This window comes from Xanthomonas sp. DAR 34887, from assembly GCF_041245805.1.
GTDB classification, from domain to species: domain Bacteria; phylum Pseudomonadota; class Gammaproteobacteria; order Xanthomonadales; family Xanthomonadaceae; genus Xanthomonas_A; species Xanthomonas_A tesorieronis.
Genome location: NZ_CP162490.1, coordinates 1,475,526 through 1,498,247 on the forward strand (window position 1 = coordinate 1,475,526; position 22,722 = coordinate 1,498,247).

16 protein-coding genes are annotated in these 22,722 nt (G+C 70.3%); 11 read left to right on the forward strand and 5 right to left on the reverse strand.

Annotated elements, in window-relative coordinates; all coding sequences use genetic code 11:
* Positions 1 to 16 precede the first annotated feature (16 nt).
* Entirely contained in the window at positions 17 to 97 is an 81-nt protein-coding gene (gene pqqA / locus AB3X08_RS06295) for a pyrroloquinoline quinone precursor peptide PqqA (protein WP_010344287.1), read from the reverse strand.
* A 262-nt stretch (positions 98 to 359) separates the two neighbouring features.
* On the opposite strand from pqqA, the gene AB3X08_RS06300 reads away from it, so the two are divergent.
* Positions 360 to 2,516: a RelA/SpoT family protein gene (locus AB3X08_RS06300; protein WP_369936981.1), complete on the forward strand. Its 2,157-nt coding sequence runs from the start codon at positions 360 to 362 to the stop codon at positions 2,514 to 2,516.
* A gap of 187 nt (positions 2,517 to 2,703) precedes the next feature.
* On the forward strand, positions 2,704 to 4,104 hold the full coding sequence (locus tag AB3X08_RS06305) for a hypothetical protein (protein ID WP_369938454.1): 1,401 nt from the start codon (positions 2,704 to 2,706) through the stop codon (positions 4,102 to 4,104).
* Between the two features lie 475 nt (positions 4,105 to 4,579).
* On the opposite strand, the gene AB3X08_RS06310 is transcribed toward AB3X08_RS06305, so the two are convergent.
* The gene (locus AB3X08_RS06310; protein WP_369936982.1) at positions 4,580 to 6,676 is read right to left on the reverse strand and encodes a glycosyltransferase; all 2,097 of its coding nucleotides are present in this window, start codon (positions 6,674 to 6,676) and stop codon (positions 4,580 to 4,582) included.
* A 93-nt stretch (positions 6,677 to 6,769) separates the two neighbouring features.
* Here AB3X08_RS06310 and mrcB point away from each other — a divergent pair, with 93 nt between their 5' ends.
* The 5 genes from mrcB to AB3X08_RS06335 all read left to right on the forward strand — a co-directional run bounded on the left by mrcB (position 6,770) and on the right by AB3X08_RS06335 (position 13,630).
* Positions 6,770 to 9,220: a penicillin-binding protein 1B gene (mrcB, locus tag AB3X08_RS06315; RefSeq protein WP_369936985.1), complete on the forward strand. Its 2,451-nt coding sequence runs from the start codon at positions 6,770 to 6,772 to the stop codon at positions 9,218 to 9,220.
* Positions 9,221 to 9,236: 16 nt separating this feature from the next.
* The gene (locus tag AB3X08_RS06320) at positions 9,237 to 9,761 is read left to right on the forward strand and encodes a hypothetical protein (protein ID WP_369936986.1); all 525 of its coding nucleotides are present in this window, start codon (positions 9,237 to 9,239) and stop codon (positions 9,759 to 9,761) included.
* A 173-nt stretch (positions 9,762 to 9,934) separates the two neighbouring features.
* Positions 9,935 to 11,935: an ATP-dependent DNA helicase gene (locus AB3X08_RS06325; RefSeq protein WP_369936988.1), complete on the forward strand. Its 2,001-nt coding sequence runs from the start codon at positions 9,935 to 9,937 to the stop codon at positions 11,933 to 11,935.
* Between the two features lie 79 nt (positions 11,936 to 12,014).
* Positions 12,015 to 12,716, forward strand: a complete 702-nt coding sequence (tsaB, locus tag AB3X08_RS06330; RefSeq protein ID WP_369936990.1) for a tRNA (adenosine(37)-N6)-threonylcarbamoyltransferase complex dimerization subunit type 1 TsaB — start codon at positions 12,015 to 12,017, stop codon at positions 12,714 to 12,716.
* On the forward strand, positions 12,713 to 13,630 hold the full coding sequence (locus AB3X08_RS06335) for an ADP-ribosylglycohydrolase family protein (protein ID WP_369936992.1): 918 nt from the start codon (positions 12,713 to 12,715) through the stop codon (positions 13,628 to 13,630). The genes tsaB and AB3X08_RS06335 overlap by 4 nt, the downstream gene beginning before the upstream one ends.
* Before the next feature lie 61 nt (positions 13,631 to 13,691).
* Here the strand turns inward: AB3X08_RS06335 and AB3X08_RS06340 are convergent, their stop codons facing one another.
* The 3 genes from AB3X08_RS06340 to gshB all read right to left on the reverse strand — a co-directional run bounded on the left by AB3X08_RS06340 (position 13,692) and on the right by gshB (position 19,033).
* The gene (locus tag AB3X08_RS06340) at positions 13,692 to 16,688 is read right to left on the reverse strand and encodes a TonB-dependent receptor (RefSeq protein WP_369936994.1); all 2,997 of its coding nucleotides are present in this window, start codon (positions 16,686 to 16,688) and stop codon (positions 13,692 to 13,694) included.
* Between the two features lie 516 nt (positions 16,689 to 17,204).
* Positions 17,205 to 18,086, reverse strand: a complete 882-nt coding sequence (locus AB3X08_RS06345; RefSeq protein ID WP_369936995.1) for an energy transducer TonB family protein — start codon at positions 18,084 to 18,086, stop codon at positions 17,205 to 17,207.
* Entirely contained in the window at positions 18,083 to 19,033 is a 951-nt protein-coding gene (gene gshB / locus AB3X08_RS06350) for a glutathione synthase (RefSeq protein ID WP_369936996.1), read from the reverse strand. The genes AB3X08_RS06345 and gshB overlap by 4 nt, the downstream gene beginning before the upstream one ends.
* A gap of 243 nt (positions 19,034 to 19,276) precedes the next feature.
* Here gshB and pilG point away from each other — a divergent pair, with 243 nt between their 5' ends.
* Genes pilG through AB3X08_RS06370 form a run of 4 tightly spaced genes read left to right on the forward strand, consistent with a single transcriptional unit; the run spans position 19,277 to position 22,667 of the window.
* The gene (gene pilG / locus AB3X08_RS06355; protein ID WP_003472648.1) at positions 19,277 to 19,678 is read left to right on the forward strand and encodes a twitching motility response regulator PilG; all 402 of its coding nucleotides are present in this window, start codon (positions 19,277 to 19,279) and stop codon (positions 19,676 to 19,678) included.
* A gap of 17 nt (positions 19,679 to 19,695) precedes the next feature.
* Positions 19,696 to 20,058 (forward strand): response regulator, encoded by a 363-nt coding sequence (locus tag AB3X08_RS06360; protein WP_184410807.1) that lies wholly within the window; start codon positions 19,696 to 19,698, stop codon positions 20,056 to 20,058.
* 1 nt (position 20,059) lies between these two features.
* Positions 20,060 to 20,590 (forward strand): chemotaxis protein CheW, encoded by a 531-nt coding sequence (locus AB3X08_RS06365; RefSeq protein WP_184410806.1) that lies wholly within the window; start codon positions 20,060 to 20,062, stop codon positions 20,588 to 20,590.
* Positions 20,591 to 20,630: 40 nt separating this feature from the next.
* The gene (locus AB3X08_RS06370; RefSeq protein WP_369936998.1) at positions 20,631 to 22,667 is read left to right on the forward strand and encodes a methyl-accepting chemotaxis protein; all 2,037 of its coding nucleotides are present in this window, start codon (positions 20,631 to 20,633) and stop codon (positions 22,665 to 22,667) included.
* Positions 22,668 to 22,722: the final 55 nt, after the last annotated feature.

Below are 22,722 nucleotides of genomic sequence, written 5' to 3' on the forward strand. Positions count from 1 at the left end.
CGGGGCTGACACGCGATCAAAGCTCGCCGGAGGCGTAACAGTTGATTTCCGCACCAACGCAGATTTCGCGGATCACGGGCTTGTTCCACTTCTTCATGGGCGTTCCTCTTCGGGGTGGGATCACGGGCGACGCCGGCGACCTCGGTCGCAGCCGAGCGCGGCGTCGGTTTCGAGAATAGGCCTGCCCCCCACGGGCGGTGTGAAAATTCCGGTAAGGACGGCCCAAGTCGCAAGCCGGTCACAGTGAGCTTGCGGTGCGTGTGCGGCCGCGGCGCTGCGCACGGCGGGTGCGCGCAATTGTGGGCGGGCGCGCAAGCGCGCTAGTGTAGGGGGCACCGCTTCGTCACGACCGTCCGTCCTTGAATCACTCTTCCCATCCCGGCCTTGAGGCGCTGCTGCAGCGCCCGGCCGCCGCCGCGTTGGCGCCCGCGCTGCGCGAAGCGCTGCTGCAGGCCTGGCAGGCGCAGCCGGAACAGACCGCGCGCGCGCCGTGGCCGGTGCTGGCCGATACGCTGGACGCGCTGGCCCTGCTGTCCGCCGACGAAGCCGCGCTGCTGGCCGCGCTGCTGTTCGACCTGCCCGGCTTGCGCGCGCAGCTGGCGCAGTTGCCGGTCGCGCCGGCGGCGCGGGCGCAGGCGGTGGTCGGCCTGCTCGACGGCCAGGACGCGGCCGACCAGGTCTGGGCGCTGCACGCCGGGCGCGAGGCCGGGCGCAACAGCGAAGGCCTGCGCCGCCTGCTGCTGTCGATCGTGCAGGACCTGCGCGTGGTGCCGATCCTGCTGGCGCGGCAGCTGGCGAAGATGCGCGTGGCCGACAAGCTGCCCGAGGCGCAGCGCCGCGCGCTGGCGCAGCTGACCCGCGACATCCACGCGCCGCTGGCCAACCGCCTGGGCATCTGGCAGCTGAAATGGGAGCTGGAGGACCTGGCGTTCCGCCACCTGGAGCCGGACACCTACCGGCGCATCGCGCGCGAGGTGGACGAGAGCCGGGTGGCGCGCGAGCGCTACATCGAAGCGGTCAAGAAACTCCTGTCCAAGGCGCTCGGCGAGCAGGGCCTGCAGGCGGAGATCAGTGGCCGGCCCAAGCACATCTACAGCATCTGGCGGAAGATGCAGAAGAAGCGGCTGGCCTTCGACCAGCTGTACGACCTGCGCGCGGTGCGGGTGATGGTCGACGACGTCGCCGCCTGCTACGCCGCGCTGGGCGTGGTGCACGCGCTGTGGGCGCCGGTGCCCAGCGAGTTCGACGACTACATCGCCCGGCCCAAGGCCAACGACTACCGCTCCCTGCACACCGCCGTGGTCGGCCCGGAAGGGCGCACGATCGAGGTGCAGATCCGCACCCACGAGATGCACGCGCAGGCCGAGCTGGGCGTGGCCGCGCACTGGAAGTACAAGGAAGGCGGCAAGGGCGCGGAGAAGGCCTTCGACCGCAAGATCACCTGGATGCGGCAGCTGCTGGAGCAGTCGCAGGACGGCGAGCAGGGCGGGCTGGCCGGCGCGCTCGATGCCGAGCTGGTCGAGGACCGGGTCTATGCGCTGACCCCGATGGGCGAGGTGATCGACCTGCCGCAGGGCGCCACGCCGCTGGATTTCGCCTACCACGTGCACACGATGGTCGGGCACCGCTGCCGCGGCGCCAAGGTCAACAACCGCATCGTGCCGCTGACCCACAAGCTGCGCAGCGGCGACCGCGTCGAGATCCTCACCGGCAAGGAGGCCGAGCCGCGCCGCGACTGGCTGCTGCCGGCCAACGGCTACCTGGCCAGCGGCCGTTCGCGCGACAAGGTGCGCGCCTGGTTCCACAAGCTCGACCGCGCGCGCAACGTGCAGGCCGGCAAGGACCTGCTCGAACGCGAACTCAAGCGCCTGGGCCTGCAGCACGCCGACCTGTTGCCGGCGGCGAAGAAGTTCCATGCCGACGGCATCGAGGAGCTGTACATCCAGGTCGCGCTGGGCGACGTCGGCCCGAGTCAGGTCGGCCGCGCCCTGCACGAGGCCGAACGCGCCGCGGCGCAACCGGCGGCGCCGGCCATGCCGCGCCCGACCGCACGCCGCAGCGGGCTGGCCAAGTCCAAGTTCACTGTGCAGGGCGTGGGCAACCTGCTGGTGCAGCTGGCGCGTTGCTGCCAGCCGGTCGCCGGCGAACCGATCGCCGGCTACCTGACCCGCACCCGCGGCGTCACCGTGCACCGGGTCGATTGCGCGTCCTTCGCCCGGCTCGCCGCCGGCAACCCGCAACGGGTATTGCCGGTGGAGTGGGGCCAGGCCGGCGGCGGTTACGAGGTGGACGTGCTGGTGCGGGCGATGGACCGGCGCTGGCTGCTCAAGGACATCACCAACCTGATCGCGCAGGAGGACGCGCACGTGCTGGAGATCAACAGCGACAACGTGCGCGACAGCGGCCGCACGCAGCTGCGGCTGCGTTTGAAGGTCGGCGACTACGGGCAGCTGTCCACCTTGCTCGGCAAGCTGGATGCGCTGCCCGGGGTGGACGAGGCGCGGCGCCTGGGCTGACCCGGGCCGCGCGGCGCGCATGCACGGTCTTGCCATGCACGCACGCTAAGCTTGTGCGGTGAGCAAGCCGCCAGATCAGGTCAGGGACGAACGCCGGCGCCCACAGCGGTCGGTGCCGCTGTGGCGCGACCGCCGTGTCTGGCGCTGGACGCTGGCGGCCTTGCTGCTGGCGGCGTTGGCGCTGGTGATGTTCCGCCGCCCGCTGGCCGATCTGCTGTGGCCGGAAACGCGTATCCAGCAACTGCTCGACCAAGGCAATGCGGCCTTGCGCGCCGGCCGTCTCAGTGCGGCCGACGGCAGCGGCGCGCGCGAGCGCTTCGAGGCGGCGCTGGCGCTGGACGGCGACCGTCTGCAGGCGCGGGCCGGGCTGGCCGCCACCGGCCGCGCCGCGCTCGGCCAGGCGCGGGCGGCGCTGGCCGCCGGGCGCTACGAGCAGGTGCGCTCGGCCTTGGCGCTGGCGCGCGCGTTGCAGGTGCCGCGTGCCGATGCCGATCGGATCGACGCGGCCTTGCGCCAGCGCGAGGCCACGCATGCGGGACTGGACCAGTTGCTGCAGAAGGCGGCGCAGGCCCTGCGCGAGGGTCGCCTGGATGGCGCCCCGGATGCGGCGTTGCCTTTGTACCGGCAGGTGCTGGAGTTCGCGCCGGAACGGACCGAGGCGCTGGAAGGCCGCGAGGACGCCTTGTCCGAATTGCTGCAGCGCGCGCAGCTGGCGCTGGCGCGCGGCGACGTGGCGGCGGCCGCGGCGCTGGTGGACAGCGCCCGCGGCTACGACCCCGGGCATGTCGACCTGCCGGCGGCGCAGGCCGCGCTCAACCGCACGCTGGAAGCCTTGCAGCGCGAGGCCGATGCCGCGTTGCGCCGGCAGCGCCTGGACGCAGCGGCGCGCGCCCTGGCCAAGCTGCGTGCCGCGGCCCCCGATGCATCCGCCGCGCGCGACAGCGCCGAGCGCGTGGCCGCGGCGTATGCGGCGCAGGCCACGCGTGCCGCGGCCGATTTTCGTTTCGCCGAGGCCGAGCGCGCGCTGCAGAAGGGGCAGGCGGTGGCGCCCGACAGCCGTGCGCTGGCCGACGCGCGGCAGGCGCTGGCGCGGGCACGGCAGAGTCAGGCCACGCTGCAATCGCCGCTGTCGCCGGCCGCGCGCGCGCGTCGCCTGCAGACCGTGCTGGCGGAGCTGCAGGCGGCCGAGGCGCGCGGCGACTGGCTGACCCCGCCCGGCAGCAGCGCCTACGACGCGCTGCAGGCGGCGCAGGTGCTGGCGCCGCGCGATGCGCGCGTGCGCAGCGCCGAGCAGCGCGTGCTGGCGGCGCTGCGGCGCTGTTTCGACGACGCATTGCGCGGCAACCGGGTGCTGGCGGCGAGCGCGTGCTACGACGCCTGGCGTGCGCTGGCACCGAGCGGCAACGGCGTGGCTGCGGCGCGCAGGCGTCTGGCGCAGCGCTGGCTCGCGGTCGGCGACGAGCGCCTGAGCGCCGGCGACGCCGACTTCGCGCGCGAAGCCCTGCGCCGCGCGCGCGCGATCGATCCCGGCACGCCGGAACTGGCTGCGTTCGCGCGGCGTCTGCACAGTCTGTCGCCTGGGCGTTGAGCGCCTGGGCGTGGCTTCTGGCCTTGCCGGAGGGACCGTTTCAGTGACTGCCGAAACCTGCCGTGTCGCTGCTGCTTGTGTCGCGTTCGATGGCGTGAGGCTGCAGGGAAACCCTGCTGCAGGAGCTGGCCGGCTTCGTGCTGACGTTGCTTCGGACGTTATCCGAAACTGTCGGGTCCATCGCTTCGTTCGTCGCGACTGAAGTCGCTCCCACAGGGGCCAGTCGGTCACCTGCTGGTTGCACTGTGTAAGGGGCTTCAGCCCAGACGATGGCGACACTGTTGTGGTATCCGTCGCGGCTGAAGCCGCTCCTACAGAAGCTTGCCGGATGCACTGTAGGAGCGGCTTCAGCCGCGACGCGTTAGCGGTAGCACATCAGCGGTAGCGCATCGGGTCGATGGCCCGACCGACTCCCGCCAACGCCGCTTCTATCCGACGATCCGGCCCTGTCGGGCGGCAACCGGACGCAGCCGCCCTAGTCCAGAAACACCTGCCGCACCGTGGCGCGCGCCGCGTCCAGCGAGAAGTGGGTGGCGATGTTGCGCAGGCCGTTGCCGGCGAGGGTGTTCCACAAGGCCTCGTCGGTGTACAGCTGCGCCAGCGCGGCGACGAACTGCGGTGCGGTGTCGGCGATCAGCACGTCTTCGCCGTGGCGCAGGTGCATGCCTTCCACCGCGCATGGCGTGGCCACCACCGGTTGCCCGTGCGCCATGCTCAGGTTGACCTTGCCCTTGACCCCGGCGCCGAAGCGCAGCGGCGCCACCGCGATGCGGATCCCGTCCATGTAGGCGGCGATGTCCGGCACGTAGCCGAGCAATTCCACGCCGGGCGTGGCGGCGCCGAGACGGCGGATGTCGTCGGGCATGTCGGCGCCGATGCAGTGGAAGCGCAGTTCCGGCAGCAGCGCGCGCAGCGGCGGGAATATGTCCTGCAGGAACCAGCGCACCGCATCCACGTTGGGCGCATGGCGGAAGCCGCCGACGAACACCAGGTCGCGGCGCTGCGCCCACGGCAGGCCCGGTCCGGCCACTTCGTGCAGATTGGAGATCAGCGCGGTGCGCACCTGCGGCGCCTCGCGCTGCAGCTGTTCGCGCTCGACGCCGCTGACCAGCACGGTGACGTCGACCTGGGCCATCACCTCCAGTTCGCGCGCGCGGGTGCGTTCGGCCTCGCGCAGCAGGCGCGCGTCGCCGGCCAGCTCGGCGCCGCGGCGCTCGCGCAGGTAGTGCAGATCGACGGTATCGAACAGCCGCCGCGCCTGCGGCGCGAAGCGGCGCAGCAGCGGCAGGCAGGCATGGGCGACGTGGTGGCGCACCAGCAGCACCGCATGGAAGCGCGCGCCGTGCTCCAGCAGGAAGCCGGCCAGGCTCTTCAGATACGGCGCGTACCACACTTCCACGCCGAGCCGCTGCAGCGCTTCGCTGTGGCGGCTGGCGTACTCGCGGCCGCTGGGCACGAGCACCACGTGCGCGCCTTCCTGCAGCAGCAGGCGGATCAGGTTGAGCTGGCGCAGCGAGGCCGAGTCGCGGTCCGGCTGCGGCAGCGCCTCGTCGATGATCAGCACCTGGCGCTGGTGCCGGTGCAATTGTGCCGGGCTCGGCGTGGTGCCCGGCGGCAGCTGCTGCGCCAGGACGTCGGCCCATTTGGCCGCGAACACGCCGCGGTTGCGCACCTGGTAGGCCTTGATGCCGCTGCCGGTGTCGGTGCCGTTGCTGGTGCCCTCGTCGTGCACCACCTGGCTCGCCGGCTGCAGCAGGGTGCGCAGTCCGGCCTGGCGCACGGCGAACGCCAGGTCGGTGTCTTCGTAGTAGGCCGGCATGTAGCGCGTGTCGAAGCCGCCCAGCGCCAGAAAACGGTCGCGCTCGATCGCCAGCGCCGCGCCGGCGCCGTAGTCGATGTCGCGCAGGTAGGCGTAGCGCGGATCCTCCGGCGATTCGAAGCGGCCGTAGCTCCAGGCGCTGCCGTCGGCGAAGACCACGCCGCCGGCTTCCTGCAGGCGCCCGTCCGGGTACAGCAGCTGCGCGCTGACCAGGCCGGCCTGCGGCACCTGCGCGAAGGTGTCCAGCAATGCATCCAGCCAGCCCGGCTGCGGCACCGTGTCGTTGTTGAGGAACACCAGGTAGCGGCCGCGCGCGCGCGCCGCGCCGTCGTTGCAGGTGGCGATGAAGCCGCCGTTGCGGCCGCGCACGTGGTAGTGCAGGCCCTGGATCTGCGGCAGCCACTGCACGGTCTCGTCGCTGCTGCCGTCGTCGATCACCAGGATCTCGCAGGCCGCCGCCGGCGGGTGCGCGGCCAACGCGCGCAGGCAGGCGAGGGTGTGCGCGACGTGGTTGTAGACCGGAATCACGATGCTGGCCAGCGGCGCGTCGCTGGCCGGCACCGCGAAGGCGGCGAACGGTTGCGGCGCGACCGCGAACAGCGTGCGCCGCGGCGGCGGCAACGGCTGCGCATGCACCCGCAGCCGCTGCCAGGTGCTGCGCCAGCCGCGCGAGCGCAGGCTGACCAGGCCGCGCCGCAGCAGGCCGGCAAAACGGTTCAGGGCGTAGCGCAGGTTCGCCCAGGACATCGACATCCGTTACAACTCCAGCTTAAACAAAGGGGACCCCGCGCCGCGCTGCCTGCTGGCCTGCGCTAGACTCGCCGGAATTTACATTCTCGCATCCCCGTGCCACGACGCTACGACGACAACGACACCGACGATCAGGATACCGACGATCTCGACAGCGGCGCCTCGCCCTGGCGCCGGCGCCTGCTCACCTGGGGCCTGGCCGCTGCCGCGCTGGGCCTGGGCTTCCTGATCCCGTACACGGTCTATCTGAACAAGCAGGTCACGCAGCGCTTCGGCGAACTGCGCTGGCAGATCCCGACCCGGGTCTACGCCCGCCCGCTGGCGCTGGCGCCGGACACGGCGATGGACGCGCAGACGCTGAAGACCGAACTGGATGCCGCCAGCTACCGCGAGGACGCCGGCGCGCAGCGCCCAGGCACCTACCAGCAGGAGGGCAGCCGCTTCGTCATCGCCAGCCGCGGCTACATCGACGTGGACGGCCGGGTCGCGCCCAGGCGCGTGGAAGTGAGCCTGTCCGGCGGCCGCGTGGCGGCGCTGCGCGATGCGCAGACGCGCAAATCGCTGACCGCCGCGCGCCTGGATCCGGCGCGCATCGCCACCTTGTACGGGCAAAAACAGGAAGAGCGGCGGCTGGTGCGGGTGGACGAAGTGCCCGAGCTGTTGGTCACCGGCCTGCAGGCGGTGGAAGACCGCGACTTCAACTACCACCACGGCATCGACCTCAGCGGCATGGTGCGCGCGGCGTGGGTGATGGTGCGCTCCGGCGGCAAGAGCCGGCAGGGCGCCAGCACCCTGACCCAGCAGCTGGCGCGCAGCGGCCTGCTCGGCATCGGCAAGGAGCAGACGCTCACCCGCAAGTTCAACGAGATCCTGTACGCGCTGATCATGGAGGCGCGCTACGACAAGCGCACCATCCTCGAGGCCTATCTGAACCAGGTCTACCTGGGCCAGCGCGGCAGCCAGGCGATCCATGGCGTGGCCTCGGGCGCAGAGTTCTGGTTCGGGCGCGAGCTGGATTCGCTGCCGCCGGAGCAGGTGGCGCTGCTGATCGGCCTGGTCAAGGGACCGTCGTACTACGATCCGCGGCGCTTCCCCGAGCGTGCGCTGGACCGGCGCAACTTCGTGCTCGGCAAGCTGCGCGAGAGCGAGCTGATCGACGAGCCCACGTACCGCAAGGCGCTCGCCGCGCCGCTGGGCGTGCCGGCCAATCCAGGGTTGGTCGCGGCCAACCGCTTCCCGGCCTACGTGGACCTGGTGCGCCGCCAGCTGGCGCGCGACTACCCGGAAAGCGCGCTGCAGGGCGCCGGGCTGAGCGTGCTGACCGGCATGTCGCCGTCGGCGCAGGCCTATGCCGAAGGCGCGGTGACCCGCACCCTGACCGCGCTGGAAACCAACAAGAAGCGCCCGCCGCTGCAGGCCGGGCTGGTGCTGACCGACACCCACAACGGCGACGTGCTGGCGGTGGTCGGCAGCCGCGACGTGTCGCAGCCCGGCTTCAACCGCGCGATCGAGGCGCAACGCCAGGTCGGCTCGTTGCTCAAGCCGTTCGTGTATCTGCTGGCGCTGGCGCAGCCGGACCACTACTCGCTGGCCAGCTGGGTCGACGATTCGCCGGTGACGGTGCAGCTCGCCCGCGGCAAACGCTGGACCCCGGGCAATTCCGACAACCGCAGCCACGGCACGGTGCGCGTGGTCGATGCACTCGCGCATTCGTACAACCAGGCCACGGTGCGGATCGGCATGCAGGTCGGGCCGGAGCGGGTGGCGCAGCTGATCAAGGTGCTGGCCGGGCTGGAGGCCGAGAACAATCCGTCGCTGATCCTGGGTGCGACCGACCAGAGCCCGTACGCGATGACCCAGCTGTACCAGTTCCTCGCCTCCGGCGGCGAGATCCAGCCGCTGCACGCGGTGCGCGGCGTGCTCGATCCGCAGGGCAAGCTGCTCAAGCGCTACGACAAGGCGCCGGCGCCGGCGCAGGAAGGCGATTCGGTCGCCGCCAACCTGGTCGGGCTGGCGCTGCAGCAGGTGGTCAGCAACGGCACCGCGCGGCAGCTGCTCGGCGACGGCCTGGGCAAGCTGACTCCGGCCGGCAAGACCGGTACCAGCAACGATGGCGTGGACAGCTGGTATGCCGGCTACACCGGCGATCATCTGGCGGTGATCTGGATCGGCAACGACCAGAACAAGCAGACCGGCCTGTACGGCGCCACCGGCGCGATGCGGGTGTGGTCGAACATCTTCGCGCGGCTGCCGAGTTCGCCGTTGAAGGTGCAGGGCAAGGGCATCGACTGGCAGTGGATGGACCCGGCCGGCAGCAACAGCACCGATCCCAGCTGCCCCGGCGCGCGCCAGTTCCCGTTCGTGGTCGGTTTCGCCCCGGCGTATGCGCCGTGCGCGCCGCCGCAGGCGCTGCCCGAAGAAGGCCAGCCTGCAGCGGCCGAGGGGGGCGAGGAGAGCCGCGGCGGCGGCTGGCGCAGCTGGTTCGGCCTGGACAAGAAGAAAGAAACGCCGCCCGCCGACGCGGCGTCCACCCCTCCGGCGCACTGATCCACGGATGCCTGCCATGACCCGATACGCCCCCACCGTCGCCATCGCCACGCTCAGCCTGCTGCTGGCCTCCTGCGTCAGCGCGCCGCCGCCGCCCCCGCCGCCGCCGGTGGACACCACCACTCCGGCGCAGCGCCTGGCCGCGATCGATGCCAGCGGCGGTGCCGACGACACCGAACTGAGCGTGCAGCCATTGCGCGATCCGCAGGTCGAGGACCTGCGCGACAGCGCCAAGCGCAAGCGCGCGGCCGGCGACCTGGCCGGCGCGGCGGCGGCGCTGGACCAGGCCCTGCAACTGGTGCCGGAAGACCCGGCGCTGCTGCAGGACCGCGCCGAACTGGCCTTGCTGCTGAAGGACGACGCGGGCGCCGAGGCCTTCGCCAAGCGCGCCATCGACCTGGGCTCGCAGACCGGCCCGCTGTGCCGCCGCCACTGGGCCACCATCGAGCAATCGCGCCTGGCCCGCGGGCAGAAGGAGAACGCGGCGTCCGCGCATGCGCATATCGAGGGCTGCACGGTGGCGGGGATCAAGCGCTATTGATCGGGAGCCGGGATTGGGGATTCGGGATTCGGGATTCGGGATTGGTAAAAGCGGCGGCGGTTCGATTGTTTGTGGCAGGCCTATATCGTTGCGTCGGTGGGCGCACTAAATAGCGAAACCCGACGTGCCGCTTCGCGAATCCCCAATCCCGAATCCCCAATCCCGGCCCCTTAATGTCCCTCGCCCACGCCAGCACCGAAGCCCTGAGCGAAGGCGGTGCGCTCGCCCGCCAGCTGGATGCGTTCGTGCCGCGTGCGGCGCAGCTGCGGCTAACCGCGGCCATCGCCGAGGCGTTCGAGCAGCGCGACGTGCTGCTCGCCGAGGCCGGCACCGGCACCGGCAAGACCTATGCGTATCTGGTGCCGGCGCTGCTGTCGGGATTGAAGACCATCGTCTCCACCGGCACCCGCGCGCTGCAGGACCAGCTCTACCACCGCGACCTGCCGCGGGTGCGGGCGGCGCTGGGCGTGGGCCTCAACAGCGCGCTGCTGAAGGGGCGCGCCAACTATCTGTGCAAGTACCGGCTGGAACAGGCCAAGGGCGAGCCGCGCTTCACCGCGCGCGAGCAGATCGCGCAGTTCCAGCGCATCGTCGCCTGGGGCGGGCGCACCCGCTTCGGCGACATCGCCGAGCTGGACGCGCTGCCCGACGATTCGCCGCTGCTGCCGATGGTCACCTCGACCATGGACAACTGCCTGGGCACCGAATGCCCGTTCTGGGGCGAGTGCTTCGTGGTGCAGGCGCGGCAGCGCGCGCAGGCGGCCGACGTGGTAGTGGTCAACCACCATCTGCTGCTGGCCGACCTGGCGCTGAAGCAGGAGGGCTTCGGCGAGATCCTGCCCGGCGCGCAGGCCTTCGTCATCGACGAGGCGCACCAGCTGCCGGAACTGGCGGCGAACTTCTTCGGCGAGAGCTTCGGCATGCGTCCGCTGCAGGAACTGGCGCGCGATTGCGTGGCCGAGAGCCGCCACGTCGCCGGCGCGCTGGCCAGCCTGCAGGCGCCGGTGCAGGCGCTGGAGCAGGCCTTGCGCGAACTGCGCGCGGCGATGGAAGGGCTGCCGACCCGCGGCACGCAATGGCGGCTGCTGGCCAAGCCGCAGGTGCGCGACGGTTTCGATGCGCTGCTGGCGGAACTGGCCCGGTTGCAGGAAAGCCTGGCATCGCTGCGCGAGGCCTCCCCCGGCTTCGATGCCTGCGCCGCGCGCGCGCAGGACATGCGCACGCGCCTGGGCCACTGGCTCGGCGACGACGCGCCGATCCCCGATTTCGACGCCGAGCCGGCGCCGCCGTCCAGCGACGTGCTGTGGTACGAACTGAGCGCGCGCGGCTTCCGCTGCCAGCGCACCCCGCTGGACGTGTCCGGCCCGCTGCGCCTGCACCGCGAAAAGTCGCAGGCGGCGTGGGTATTCACCTCGGCCACGCTGGCGGTGAAGGGCGATTTCGAGCACATCGCCACGCGGCTGGGCCTGAGCGATCCGATGACCTTGCTGCAGCCCAGCCCGTTCGACTGGGCGCGGCAGGCGCTGTGCTATCTGCCGGCGCTGCCGGACCCGAACGCGCGCGGCTTCGGTACCGCCTTGATCGCCGCGCTGCATCCGGTGCTGCAGGCCTCGCAGGGCCGCGCCTTCCTGCTGTTCGCCTCGCACCGCGCGCTGCGCGAAGCCGCCGAGGCGTTGCGCGACGGGCCGTGGCCGCTGTTCGTGCAGGGCGAGGCGCCGCGTGCGAGCCTGCTGCAGCGCTTCCGCGAATCCGGCAACGGCGTGCTGCTCGGCTCGGCCAGCTTCCGCGAAGGCGTGGACGTGGTCGGCGATGCGCTGAGCGTGGTGGTGATCGACAAGCTGCCGTTCGCCGCGCCGGACGATCCGGTGTTCGAGGCGCGGCTGGACGCGATCCGCCGCGACGGCGGCAACCCGTTCCGCGAGGAACAGCTGCCGCAGGCGGTGATCGCGCTGAAGCAGGGCGTGGGCCGGCTGATCCGCAGCGAGACCGACCGCGGCGTGCTGGTGCTGTGCGATCCGCGGCTGCTGTCCAAATCCTACGGCCGCACCTTCCTGGAGTCGCTGCCGCCGTTCGCGCGCACCCGCGACGTCGAGGACGTGCGCCGCTTCTTCGGCACCGACACCGCGCCGCGGGTGGACAATCACGAACAGATCGCGTCACCGCCGTTCGACTAGCCCCGCGCACGGCATCCGCTTTTGCTCCTCGCTTCGCTTTTTCGAATCCCCAATCCCGAATCCCCAATCCCGGCTTTCAATGAAAATTCTCGCCTTCGAAACCTCCACAGAAGCCCTCTCCGTCGCCGTGCATGTCGATGGCGCGGTGCGCGAGCGGTTCGAGCTCGCGCCGCGCCGCCATGCCGAACTGGCGCTGCCGTGGGCCGAGCAATTGCTCGCCGAGGCCGGCATCGCGCGCCGCCAGCTCGATGCCGTCGCCTTCGGGCGCGGCCCCGGCGCGTTCACCGGCGTGCGCCTGGCGATCGCGCTGGCGCAGGGCATCGCGCTGGCGCTGGACCTGCCGGTGTTGCCGGTGTCCACGCTGCATGCGCTCGCCTTGCGCGCGCCGGCCGACGCGCCGCAGGTGCTGGCCGCGATCGACGCACGCATGGGCGAGATCTACGCGGCGGCGTTCGTACGCGATGCCGATGGCCTGCGCGCGCTGACGCCCGAGCAGGTGCTGATCCCGGACGCATTCGTGCTGCCGCAGACGGATGCGCCCTGGCACGGCGTCGGCACCGGCTTCGCCGCCATCGACGCGGCGCTGCAGCGGCGCCTGCATGCGCAGTTGCGCAGCGTCGATGCGCAGGCGCTGCCGCATGCCACCGACGTGCTGACCCTGGCGCTGGCCGCCCATGCGCGCGGCGACGCGATCGCGCCGGAGCGCGCCGAACCGGCCTATCTGCGCGACAACGTCGCCCTGACCCTGGCTGAGCAGCAGGCGCAGCGGGCCGCACGATGAGCACCGCCGACATCGAGCGCGCGCGTTTCCGCGGCTGCCTGCTGGGCCTGGCGGTCGGCGATGCGCTGGGGACAACGCTGGAATTCAAGGCGCCCGGCAGCTTCGCGCCGATTGACGACATGGTCGGCGGCGGTCCGTTCGATCTGCAGCCGGGGCAATGGACCGACGACACCTCGATGGCGCTGTGCCTGGCGCACAGCCTGCTGTACCGCGACGGCTTCGACGCCGCGGACCAGATGAACCGCTATTGCAACTGGTACCGCCATGGCTACCTGAGCAGCACCGGCACGTGTTTCGACATCGGCAATACCGTGCGCCAGGCGCTGGAGCGCTATCTGGACGGCGGCCCGGCCTTCAGCGGCAGCGACGACCCGCGCGCGGCCGGCAACGGCTCGCTGATGCGGCTGGCACCGGTGGCGATGTACTACGCGCATCGCCCCGAGGTGGTGGCCGACCGCGCGGCGGACAGTTCGCGCACCACCCATGCCGCCGCCGAAGCGCTGGATGCCTGCCGGCTGTTCGCGTTGCAGTTGCGCGCGGCCCTGCTCGGCGCCGAGCGTGCGCAGGTGCTGCGGGTGCCGGATCTTGCCCTGGCTACGCCGGCGCTGCGTGCGCTGGCGGTGCGCGATCATGCCGCGGTGCCCGCCGCGCAGATTCGCGGCACCGGTTACGTGGTCGATGCGTTGTCGGCGGCGCTATGGTGTTTCGCGACGACCGATTGTTTCGCCGACGCGGTACTGCGCGCGGCCAACCTCGGCGACGACGCCGACACCACCGCGGCGATCTGCGGCCAGCTGGCCGGCGCTTTCTACGGCATCGACGGCATCCCCGCCGCCTGGCGCGCGCGCGTGCAGGACGCGGCGCAGATCGTGGCGCTGGCCGATCGCCTGCACCAGGCCAGCGCGGCGGCATGAACGCATGCGGGGATGCCGGCGATCGGTCGCCGGCATCCCGTACTGCGTCGAGCGCTAGCGGTCAGTAGTCGTAGCTGACGCTTAAGCGTAGCGAGCGCGGTGCCTGGCTCAGGAACGCGGCGCCATAGACCGGATCGCTCACGCCCGGGTCGCTTTCCGAATACGGATACTTCCACAGCGTGGCCTGGCTGTTGAAGACGTTGAACACGTCCAGGTTGAAGGCCAGCTTGTGGTCGGCGTATGCCGGTCGCCACGCCACGCCCAGATCGAGCTGCTTCATCCATGGCAGGCGTCCCTGGCTACCGGGAGGCGCGGCCTTGCCCTGGTAGTAGTGGTAGGCGATGCCATAGCCGGACGGATCGCTCTGGTCGGCGCCGTAGGAACCCAGCGCGCTGAACGGCGAGCCGGACACCAGCTTGAGGTTGGCCGACACCAGCCATTCGGGGGTGAACTGGTAGTAGCCGTAGAACTTGAACTGGTGGGTATGGTCGTTGCTCTGCGGGCCGTTGGTGTGCTCCATCAGCTGCGCGTAATCCCAGGCCTGGGTGGTGGACACCGCGGTCTGGCCGATGCCCGACAGCAGCTGGCCTTCGCTGGTGCCGTAGCTGCGCGACCAGGTGTAGTCGATGCGGCCGTACCAGCGCTGGTCGAACGGATGCTCCAGCGACAGGTTGAGTCCGTAGTAGTTGCGCTTGAACTTGGGGAAGCCGAGTTCGGCATTGCTCAGCGGCACGCTGACGTAGTTGCCCGAGGTGTCCACCAGGGTGAAGGTGTTGCTCTTGCCCGGATTGATCAGCCAGCAGCTGACCGGATTGCTGTCCAGGGTCACCGTATGCCCTTGCGCCGCCGCCGCGGCGAACACCGTGTCGCTGTCGCAGTAGTCGTCCACGCCGCTGCGCAGGACGCGGTAGGTGCCCTTGGCGCCGTACACCCAGCTGTCGCCCCAGGCCTTGGTGAAGCCGAGGATGAATTCGTCCTGGAACGAAGGCTTGATGCCCTGCGTGGCCACGGTCTTGGGATCGGGCAGGATGCCGTAGTTGTTGTTGGAGGAAACCGCGCCGGAGATCTGGGTCAGGTCGGTGGGATAACCGTTGGCGTCGATGCCGCCGTAGGTGTAGTAGGTCGAGGTCGCCAGCGTGGCGCCGGCGGCATTGAACGCCGGGTTCAGCGGCAGCGCCAGGTAGTAGCGGCCGGCGTTGCCGTAGACCTTGAAGCGCGCGTCGCCGTCGACGTCCCAGCTGAAGCCCAGGCGTGGCGCCCACTGTCCGCTGGTCTGCTTGATGTAGGCGTCGCCGTCGCGGTTGTAGTTGGTGAACTGGTCCAGGCGCAGGCCGAGGCTGAGCAGGAAGCGGTCGCTGATCTGCCAGTTGTCCTCGACGTACTGCGCGCGCTGCGCCGCGCGCACCGAAGCCAGCGCGCTGTAGACGTAGCGGCGCACGTAGTAGCCGTCCTCGCCGTTGGCGTAGCCGCCGGTGGCCGGCACCCCGAGTCCGGTGTTGATCGGGATGTTCGGGTTGGACTGGCCGTAGATCCAGTAATAGCCGTCGCCCGAGGCCACCGAGCCGCGGTTGAGCGCGCGTGCGTTCTGGTTGTCGATGCCGACGGTGATGCTGTGTTCGCCGATGACGTAGTTCAGGTCCAGCCGCAGGTTGTCGGTGCGGTTGCCGCGGTCGGGATCGACCAGCAGCGAGGTGGTCTGCGCGTTGGTGATCGGGGTGCCGCCGGTGTAGGCGGGATTCTCGAACGAGGTGCCGCTGAGGTAGGTCAACGCGCCGTTGTAGGTGGGGTTGCCGGTGTAGTCGTCGGTATGCTGCTTGCCGTATTGGGCGCTGAAGGTCAGGCGGTCGGTGAGGTAGCCGGTGTACTTGACGGTCCACAGGTCGCCGCCGGTCTTGGTGGTGTTGGCGCTGCCGAGCCGCGCGCCGATGTCGTAGCCGCTGTAGTCGTAGTAGGTGCCGCGGGTGATGTAGCGGCTGGAGGCGCCGGTGACTTCCAGCAGCTGGCTGTCGCTGATGTTCCAGTCGAGCTTGGCGTACCAGCTCGGCCGGCGGTAGTGGTAGTCGTAGTAATACTCGCCCGGGGTGGTCTCGCGCGCCCCGTAGAAGCGGTCGCCGTCCTGGCGCTGCAGTTCGTAGGAGCCGAAGAAGAACAGCTTGTCCTGGATCAGCGGGCCGCCCGCGTAGAGGCTCTGGGTGCTGAGCGTGGAACCGCTCTTGCTGTCCGGCCGGTACAGGCTGCCGTCGCCGGGCGCGTAGACGTCCTTCTGCGAGGAGCGCAGCCCGTCCGGCTCCCAGGTCGCCTGGCCGCCGAAATGCCATTCGTTGCTGCCGCGCTTGCCGACCGCGTTGATCACGCCGCCGTCGGAACGTCCGTACTTGGCGCTGTAGCCGCCGGTGTAGACCTCCAACTGGTCGATGCTGCCGTAGGGCAGGGTCAGTCCGCCCAGTCCGCGCAGCGGATCGGTGGTGTTGAAGCCGTTGATGTAATAGGCGTTCTCCGCGGCCGAGGAGCCGCCGAAGCTGAGCAGCTGCGCGCCGGTCGGGCCGATGTAGGTGCCGCTGCCGCTGTTGCCGGCCACGCCGGGCGCCAGTTGCGCGATCGCTTCGGCCGAGCGTCCCAGCGGCAGCCGCTGCAGCTGTTCGGCGTTGATCACCGTACGCGAGTCCACGCTGCTGACGTCGATCGCGGCGGCGGCGCGGTCGGCGCTGACGGTGACCCCGGTCAGGCTGGTGACCGCGGCGAAGGAAACGTCGGTGACCGCGCCGACGGTCAGACCCACGCCCTCGCGACTGCCGAGTACGGCGTCGTCGGCGCCCTTGGCGACGACGGTGTAGGTGCCCAGCGGCAACTGGCCGATGCTGTAGCGGCCGCGCGCATCGACCGCGACTTCGCGGGTGAGGCCGCTGTCGCTGCGGACCTGGACACGTTGCGCATTGGCCGGCGCCTGGCCGGCGACGGTGCCGGTGGTGGACTGGGCCAGGGCGGCCGGCGCAGCGAGGGCGGCGCTCAGTGCCAGCGCGAGCAGGCCGGGCCTGCGAAGGAGGGTGTGCTTTTTCATGGAGGAAGCGGCTCGGGTGGGTGGGGGCAAGGGACGCGCGCGCCGACCCCCCATCCACTCGTCCTTGATGATGCGGTGTGCGGTAACGTTCCCCGCCACCATTAACCTTAATGTGACGCCTATTCAGAAATGCCGCGTGGTTATGTCGCCGGCACCAATCGTTATTTCGGTTGCTGGCATGCGGGCGCATGTGGCGCCACGCGGTGCAATCCGGCTCCCCTTCTCCCATCGGGAGAAGGTGCCCCGCAGGGGCGGATGAGGTACGGGGCGAAGCCTCGCAGGTCCGGTGCCGGCAGGCGATCCGTGCCGGCCGTACCCTCACCCCAACCCCTCTCCCGGTGGGAGAGGGGCTCTAAAAGGCCAGCTGTTCCCTTCTCCCATCGGGAGAAGGTGCCCCGCAGGGGCGGATGAGGGTACGGGTGAAGCCTCGGAGGTCCGGTGCCGGCAGGCGATCCGTGCCGGCCGTACCCTCACCCAACCCCTCTCCCGATGGGAGAGGGGCTTACAGCGCGGCGCTCAGCGGTCGTCGCGCAGCGTGCCGCCGGGCAGGAACACCCAGGTGCGGGTCACCTGCAGGATGTCGATGTTGTCTTCGGTATGCGGCAGCGGCGGGAACGGTTGTGCCAGCTGCACCACCCGCAGCGCCGCCGCGTCGAGCATCGGCACGCCGCTGGAACGCAGGATGCGGCTGCTTTCGACGCTGCCGTCGCGGCGTACGCCGACGCTGATCACCACCTGGCCGCCCAGCCGCTGCCGGCGCGCCTCGTCCGGGTAGTTGAGGTTGCCGACGCGCTCGGCGCGGTCGACCCAGGCGCGCAGGTAATTGGCGTAGGCGTACTCGCGGGTGCTGGCGGAGACGAACTTGCGGTTCGGGCGCTTGGCGTACTGCTCCGAACGCAGGTGCACTTCGGCGGCCAGGCGCGCCATCTCCGCATCGCGTTGCTCGCGCAGCGCATCTACCGGCTGGGTCGGCGCGTCGGTGCGCGGCTTGGTCTGGGGCGCCGGCTGCGGCTGTTCGCCGCGCGCGCTGCTGACCACGCGCGGGGTCGGCTCCGGTGCCGCCGCCGCGGTCCGTGCGCGCAGCGCCTGCGGCGCCAGGCCGTCGTGCTGCTGCGGCACGATGCCGGGCTGGCTGTCGCGCGGGCGCTGCGCCTTGTCGTGGTCGCCGCCGCCTTGCTGGTTGGCCTGGGCCAGGAAATCGGCCTGCTTCGGGGTCAGCGGCGTGCTGGTCTGGCTGAAGATCACGTCCAGGGTCGGCACCAGCGGGGCGTCGTCGTCGATCGCGAAGCCCACGCCCAGGATCAGCAGGCCGTGCACGATCAGCGACAGCACCAGGGTGGCGCCGAGCCTGTCGCGCTCGCCGATGCGCGGCGCGGGCGTCGCGGCGGCCGCGCTCATCGCGCCGGGTAGGCCTCGATCGCGTCGAACAGCAGTCCGGCGATGTTCAGCCCGAACTGCGCGTCCAGTTCGCGCACGCAGGTCGGGCTGGTGACGTTGACCTCGGTCAGGAAGTCGCCGATCACGTCCAGGCCGACGAAGCGCATGCCGCGCCGCTTCATCTCCGGGCCGACCTGGGCGGCGATCCAGCGGTCGCGCTCGCTCAGCGGGCGGCCTTCGCCGCGGCCGCCGGCGGCCAGGTTGCCGCGGAATTCGTCGCCCTGCGGGATCCGCGCCAGGCAGTAGTCCACCGGCACTCCATCCACCAGCAGGATGCGCTTGTCGCCGGCGCTGATGTCGGGAATGAACCGCTGCGCCAGGGCCAGGGTGCGGCCGCCGTCGGTCAGCGTCTCCAGGATCACGTTGAGGTTGGGGTCGCCGGTGCCGCTGCGGAAGATCGAGCGCCCGCCCATGCCGTCCAGCGGTTTGAGCACCGCCTGGCCGTGCTCGAGCACGAACGCCTTCAGCGCGGCCGCGTCGCGGCTGACCAGGGTCGGCGGGCAGCATTGCGGGAACAGCTGCGCGGCCAGCTTCTCGTTGAAGTCGCGCAGGCCCTGCGGGTCGTTGATCACCTGCGCGCCGGCGCGCTGGGCCACGCTCAGCACGTGGGTGTCGTACAGGAATTCCGAATCGAACGGCGGGTCCTTGCGCATCAGCACCACCTGCCCGGTACCGAACGCCAGTTCGGCGAACGCGCCCAGTTCGAACCAGCCCGTCTTGTCGTCGCGGACCTGCAGCGGCGCCGCCTGGGCCAGCGCGCGGCCTTCGCGCAGCGACAGCCCGCCGGGGCGCACGTAGTGCAGGCGATGTCCGCGGCGCTGCGCTTCCAGCAACATCGCGAAGGTAGTGTCTTTGGCAATCTTGATGCTGGCGATGGGATCCATCACCACGATGACATCGAACGACATGGCGTTACCCGGGGGACTGAACGGAGGATGGTAGCGGGTCGGCGGCGGGGGTGCGCAAGGGCGGCGGCACGGGGCCGTGCGCTGCCCTGCGGCGGCAATCAAACTGTGACATAGTTAGCGCTGGAAAGTGACACAACGCAGAGCCGTGGCGGCGGCCTTGACAGTCCGAGCGGGTCTTGGGATACATGTCGTTTCGCAGCGACGTCGGAACCGATGAAGCGTCGCGCGCCTGGGGGCAAGTGAATGAGTGAAAACACGACTGCGGGTGGGGAACTCGCAGGACTGAGGGTCATGGTGATCGATGACTCGAAGACGATCCGTCGTACTGCCGAAACGCTGCTGAAGCGCGAGGGGTGTGAGGTGGTCACCGCCACCGACGGCTTCGAGGCCTTGGCCAAGATCGCCGATCAGCAACCGCAGATCATCTTCGTGGACATCATGATGCCGCGGCTGGACGGCTATCAGACCTGCGCGCTGATCAAGGGCAACCAGCTGTTCAAGGCGACGCCGGTGATCATGCTGTCCTCCAAGGACGGCCTGTTCGACAAGGCGCGCGGGCGCATCGTCGGTTCCGAGCAGTACCTCACCAAACCCTTCACACGCGAAGAACTGCTGGGCGCGATCCGTACATACGTCAACGCCTGACCAGGGGGAAAGGCACCATGGCTCGAATCTTGTTGATCGAGGACTCACCGACCGACCGGGCGGTGTTTACGCAGTGGCTGGAAAAAGCCGGGCACGAGGTGCTCGCCACCGACAACGCCGAGGACGGGCTGAAGATCGTCCGCGAGCAGGCGCCGCGCCTGGTGCTGATGGACGTGGTGCTGCCGGGGATGAGCGGCTTCCAGGCCACCCGCGCGCTGTCGCGCGACGAAGCCACCCGGCACATCCCGGTGCTGATCATCAGCACCAAGAGCATGGAGACCGACAAGGTCTGGGGCATGCGCCAGGGCGCCACCGACTACATCGTCAAGCCGCCGCGCGAAGACGAACTGATCGCCCGCATCAACCAGCTGGTCGGCTGACGTGCGGTCGCCTTTCGACATTCTCGAGGCCTACGAGCGGCGCAGCCTGGCGCATGCGGTGCAGATGCCCGAGCGCGAATTCGACGAGGACATCTGGCGCGGGGTCGGCTTCCGCGTCGGCAACCGCCATCTGGTGTCCGATTTCCGCGAAGTGGTGGAAATCGTGCGCATGCCGCCGATCACCCCGGTGCCGGGCGCGCAGCCGTGGCTGCTGGGCGTGGGCAACCTGCGCGGCAACCTGTTCCCGGTGGTCGATTTGAAGCAGTTCATGGAAGGCCAGCGCACCTCGCTGCTGGAAGGCCAGCGCGTGCTGATCATGCGCCAGAGCGGCGGCGACGTGGCGTTGACCATCGACGAACTGTTCGGCCAGCGCAGCTTCGTCGAGTCGCAGGCGGTGGAGCCCGGCGACCTGGCGCAGGGCCGCTACGCGCACTTCGTCGACCGCGCGTTCCGCGGCGACACCCACGACTGGGGCGTGTTCTCGCTGTCGCTGCTGTCGCGTACACCCGAATTCCGTCAAGCCGCCGCCTGAGGGCGCGGCCTGCCTTCGCATCGAAGATCGAGGTCGAATCATGAGTACTGCACCGGACGCCCCCAAGGCCAGCAAGCTTGGCAGCGTGGGGACGAGTTTCTGGCTGGGCCTGTTGGCGCTGTCGCTGATCGTGTTCGGCGCCAATACCGGCGTGGCCACCTGGCAGGGCAACCGCCTGGCCGGCGCCAGCACCGGCGCGGCCGACCTGCAGGTGCTGTCGCAGCAGCTGGCCAACCAGGGCCGCGACGCGGTCTCCGGCAACGCGGCCACCTACAAGCAATTCAAGCAGACCAAGGCGCGGGTGGAGAGCACCGTCGCCGCGCTCAACGCGCGCTATGCCAACGAGACCGGCATCGCCGGCCCGCTGGAACAGCTCAACCGCACCTGGACCCCGCTGGGCAAGAACGCGCAGCAGGTGGTGGACAGCGAGCCGGCGGTGCTGGCGCTGGCCGGCAACGCCGAGCGCTTCGTCGGCGGCGTGCCGCAGCTGCAGGCGCAGTTGAACGAGGTGGTGCGCGCGATGACCGTCGGCGGCGCCCCCGCCGCGCAGATCTACAACACCCTGCAGCAGGTGGTGGTGGCCGGCACCATGGCCCGCCGCGTCACCGAGATGCGGGCGGGCGGCAGCGGCGCGGCCAGCGCCGGCGATGCGCTGGCGCGCGACTCGGTGGTGTTCGGGCAGATGCTCGAAGGCCTGCGCAACGGCAACGAGGAACTGGGCATCGCGCCGGTGCGCAACGCCGCCGCGCTGGCCGCGCTGGAGCAGTCGCAGGCGCAGTGGGCGGAAATGAAGAAGGACCTGGACGCGCTGCTGGCCAGCTCGCGCAGCCTGTTCGCCGCGCAATCCTCGGCCGCGGCGCTGACCGCCGGCTCGGACAAGATGCTCGACGACAGCAAGAAACTGTTCGATGCGTTCTCCGCGTTCGGCTCCACCCGCGACACCCGCCTGTTTCCGAACTTCTGGCTGGGCGTGGTGTCCGGCCTGCTGGCGCTGCTGTCGATCATCGGCTTCGTCTGGACCTCGGTGCGCAGCCGCACCCGCGACCAGGAAATCCGCTACCAGACCCAGGTCGAATACAACAGCCGCAACCAGCAGGCGATCATGCGCCTGCTCGACGAAATCAGTTCGCTCGGCGAAGGCGACCTGACCGTCAAGGCCTCGGTCACCGAGGACATGACCGGCGCCATCGCCGACGCGATCAACTACGCCGTGGACGAACTGCGCCACCTGGTCACCACGATCAACGACACCTCGGCCAAGGTCGCCATCTCCACCGAGGAAACCCAGGCCACCGCGCTGCAGCTGGCCGAGGCCGCCGGCCACCAGGCCGAGCAGATCGGTTCGGCGTCCGAGCGCATCAACGAAATCGCCTCCAGCATCGAACAGGTCTCGCGCAACTCCAGCGAGTCGGCCGAAGTGGCGCAGCGCTCGGTGGTGATCGCCGCCGAGGGCGCCGGCGTGGTCCGCGAGACCATCCAGGGCATGGACCAGATCCGCGACCAGATCCAGGAAACCTCCAAGCGCATCAAGCGCCTGGGCGAATCGACCCAGGAGATCGGCTCGATCGTCGAACTGATCAACGACATTTCCGAGCAGACCAACATCCTGGCGCTCAACGCCGCGGTGCAGGCCGCCTCGGCGGGCGAGGCCGGCCGCGGCTTCGCGCTGGTCGCCGACGAAGTGCAGCGCCTGGCCGAACGCACCTCCGGCGCCACGCGCCGGATCGAAGGCCTGGTGCAGACCATTCAGGCCGATACCAACGAAGCGGTCAGCTCGATGGAGCAGACCACCTCCGAAGTGGTGTCCGGCGCGCGCCTGGCCGAGGACGCCGGCACCGCGCTGACCGAGATCGAGCGCGTCTCCAACGCGCTCAACAACCTCATCAAGAACATCTCCATCGCCGCGCACCAGCAGTCCGCCGCGGCGACCGACATCACCCAGACGATGGACGTGATCCGCCGCATCACCGGACAGACCTCGCAGGGTGCCGGCCAGACCGCCGAATCGATCGGACGGCTGGCGCAGCTGGCGGCGGATCTGCGGCGCTCGGTCGCCGACTTCAAGCTGCCGGCGTGAGCCGACCGGAACAGGGTGGAAGGAAAGCGCACATGACGTATCGTGAAAACTCCCT